Annotated in this window: 4 protein-coding genes; all 4 read right to left on the bottom strand. The window is 65.3% G+C overall.

The features are described 5' to 3' along the window. A partial coding sequence (locus tag ACP5M5_RS14670; RefSeq protein WP_427938594.1) for a TRC40/GET3/ArsA family transport-energizing ATPase occupies positions 1 to 973 on the bottom strand: 973 nt, incomplete at its 3' end. Between the two features lie 27 nt (positions 974 to 1000). After that, positions 1001 to 1597 (bottom strand): arsenite efflux transporter metallochaperone ArsD, encoded by a 597-nt coding sequence (arsD, locus tag ACP5M5_RS14665; protein ID WP_427938592.1) that lies wholly within the window; start codon positions 1595 to 1597, stop codon positions 1001 to 1003. Continuing rightward, positions 1594 to 2007, bottom strand: coding sequence for an ArsR/SmtB family transcription factor (locus ACP5M5_RS14660; protein WP_427938591.1), 414 nt, complete (start codon positions 2005 to 2007; stop codon positions 1594 to 1596). The genes arsD and ACP5M5_RS14660 overlap by 4 nt, the downstream gene beginning before the upstream one ends. Before the next feature lie 116 nt (positions 2008 to 2123). Next, on the bottom strand, positions 2124 to 2363 hold a 240-nt coding region (locus tag ACP5M5_RS14655; RefSeq protein WP_427938589.1), incomplete at its 5' end, for a hypothetical protein.

Raw genomic sequence — 2363 nt, 5'->3', positions numbered from 1 at the left:
CGAGACCCTTGCCGGGCCGCTCGATCTCATCGACGAGCGAGCCGAGGTTCGGAAATTCCTCGTGCCGGTCCGCGTTCGGCGCCGGCGCCTGATCGGGAGTGCCTTGGGCAAACCGCCGCAGCGCCGCGATCCCGACCAGATTCTCGGCGCGGAGCGGAAATGTCTGGCGAGGGAGTCGTGCAACCTCGGCATCCATGGCAACGAGCGCGGCGCGATCTCTCTGCGCCAAGGCTGCGGCGAGCGGGTCGCCGGTTGCCTCGTCTGGCATCAGCCCGTTGATGGCAAGCTGTTGGTTGCGAATTCCGATTGCGGCCAGCTCCCGCGACGTCCGGGCCGCTTCGGCCAGCGCCGAGGGGCGCGGCCGCGCGACAAGGACGAGCCGCGTGGATTGGTGATCGGACAGCCGCTCGACAGCGGCCGCATAGCGCGCGCGCTGTTTTTCGAGGCCCGCGAGCGGACCAAGGCAGGACGCGTCGCCCTTGCCGGACTCGAGAAAACCCGACCAGGCGCCAGGCAATTTCAGAAGGCGGATGGTGTGGCCGGTGGGCGCGGTGTCGAAAATGACGTGATCATAACGACCGATCAGATCACCATCGGTCAGGAGGGCGGTGAACTCATCGAAAGCGGCGATTTCAGTGGTGCAGGCGCCGGAGAGCTGCTCCTCGATGCCTTTGAGCGCCTTTTCCGGCAGGATGCCGCGCATCGGACCGACAATGTGTTCGCGATATGCCGCCGCGGCTTCCTCCGGATTGATCTCGATGGCGTCGAGTCCGGTGACACTGGGGATCGGCGTGATGCGGTTGCCGATCTCCGCCTCGAACACTTGGCCGACATTGGAGGCGGGGTCGGTGCTGACCAGGAGGACCTTTTTGCCTTGGTCGGCGAGGCTCAGCGCTGTGGTGCAAGCGAGCGAGGTTTTGCCGACGCCTCCCTTGCCCGTAAAGAACACGAATTTCGGCAGATTGGGAAACATCGGCGCCTCCTTGTTGCGTCGTGACAGTCAGCAGCAGCCGGTGGTGGGACGCGCCGCGGCAGCCCCGCCACAACAGCCGGATTGCGCCGGCACACCGAGCAACCGGTCTTTCGTCGCCATCACGGTTTTGGTCGCCGCGGCGCGCACCTCGGCGCCGATCTCGGCGGCGCGGCGCATCTGCTCCGCGCTCAGCCCGAGATGTTTCGCGGCATTATGATGGAACGTGAGACAGGGTTCGCAGCCAGCCGCAACCGCCGCGCCAATGCCAATCAGCGCGCGCACGGCTTCACTGGCAAGATAGTCCGCCGCGTCGTTCGACGTGACGACGCCGGCAAGTTTGGCGAGTTCTGCGCGCGCGGGATACTGACCGCGGGCAACGATACGGCCATTCATGACAAGGGCAGGCAGATCATCACCGCCGGTCTCGTCGAGTAACGCCTTGACAGCCGGTTCAGCGACAAATCGCGCCGGCTCCTGGGCAAGGTTGACGCGCTGGACCATAACCCCTTGGGTCTTGAGCCATTCGAGGTCGGCGGCGAAGCGCGCGAGGTTCGGGTCGGGCTCGGGGCCGCAAACGCCGGTCGAGCAGCACATTGGCGGGTCGTAGACGGTGACGGCAGTCATGTGGAATCTCCTGTTTGATCGGGGGAGTTCGTCGGCGTGCAGCCCGATGGTGGGCAGCAGATCGAGCCGCTGAGTTGGCCATCGCTGTCTTTTTGGAACACGGCGTCCAAAAGCGCCGCCAAGGGCCGCAGGCTGTCAGGGTTGAGCGAGTAGCAGACGCGCGGGCGTTCGATTTCGCCGATGATGATGCCCGCTGCTCTCAGGATGCGCAGATGCTCGGAGACCGTCGATTGCGCTAACCCCACCTCGTCTACGACGTCGCAACCGATGCAGGACTGCTTCTCGAGAAGCAGGCGAACGATATGGATGCGGGCAGGATGGCCCAGCGCTTTCGCGATGGCCGCGATATCTTCGCCGGTGGTTGGGCGGTCTCGTGGCGGCGCTTGGCGGGAGCGGAGTGCGGCGGACATGTGAACCTTTCATCGTTATTCGACGATAAACGATACTTAGGACGGTCACAAACCAGATGCAATCCCCCTGCACGCATGCCGTGCCGCGCGCGCCTCGCTTAGCCTCCGGCGCGCTTTCAGCCGGGTTGATGAGTGTTTGCGTTTGCCCCCTTCTTTTCCGCTGCTGCCGCCGCCGCGTTCTCGATCGCAGCGCACACATGCGCAAGCGCCACCCGGGTCGCGGCCACGATGGCCGCGGTATCGGGGTTTGCGGGTTTGCTCTCGGCGGCGAAACTTTCTTGCAGCAACACGCGATCCCGCGGTGCCGCCGGCGCGAGGAGAAGCCCCGCGATGGCAACGCGCACCATGCCGCGCCG

This window comes from Acidibrevibacterium sp. (assembly GCF_049965395.1).
GTDB lineage: Bacteria > Pseudomonadota > Alphaproteobacteria > Acetobacterales > Acetobacteraceae > Acidibrevibacterium > Acidibrevibacterium fodinaquatile.
Note: the sequence above shows the minus strand (reverse complement) of the source record. Positions and strands in the feature narration are given on the sequence as shown.

What these genes read in the sequence shown, in the direction of transcription:
- arsD (WP_427938592.1), bottom strand. Translation starts at nt 1,597, where the DNA reads ATGACTGCCGTCACCGTCTACGACCCGCCAATGTGCTGCTCGACCGGC.
- ACP5M5_RS14660 (WP_427938591.1), bottom strand. Translation starts at nt 2,007, where the DNA reads ATGTCCGCCGCACTCCGCTCCCGCCAAGCGCCGCCACGAGACCGCCCA.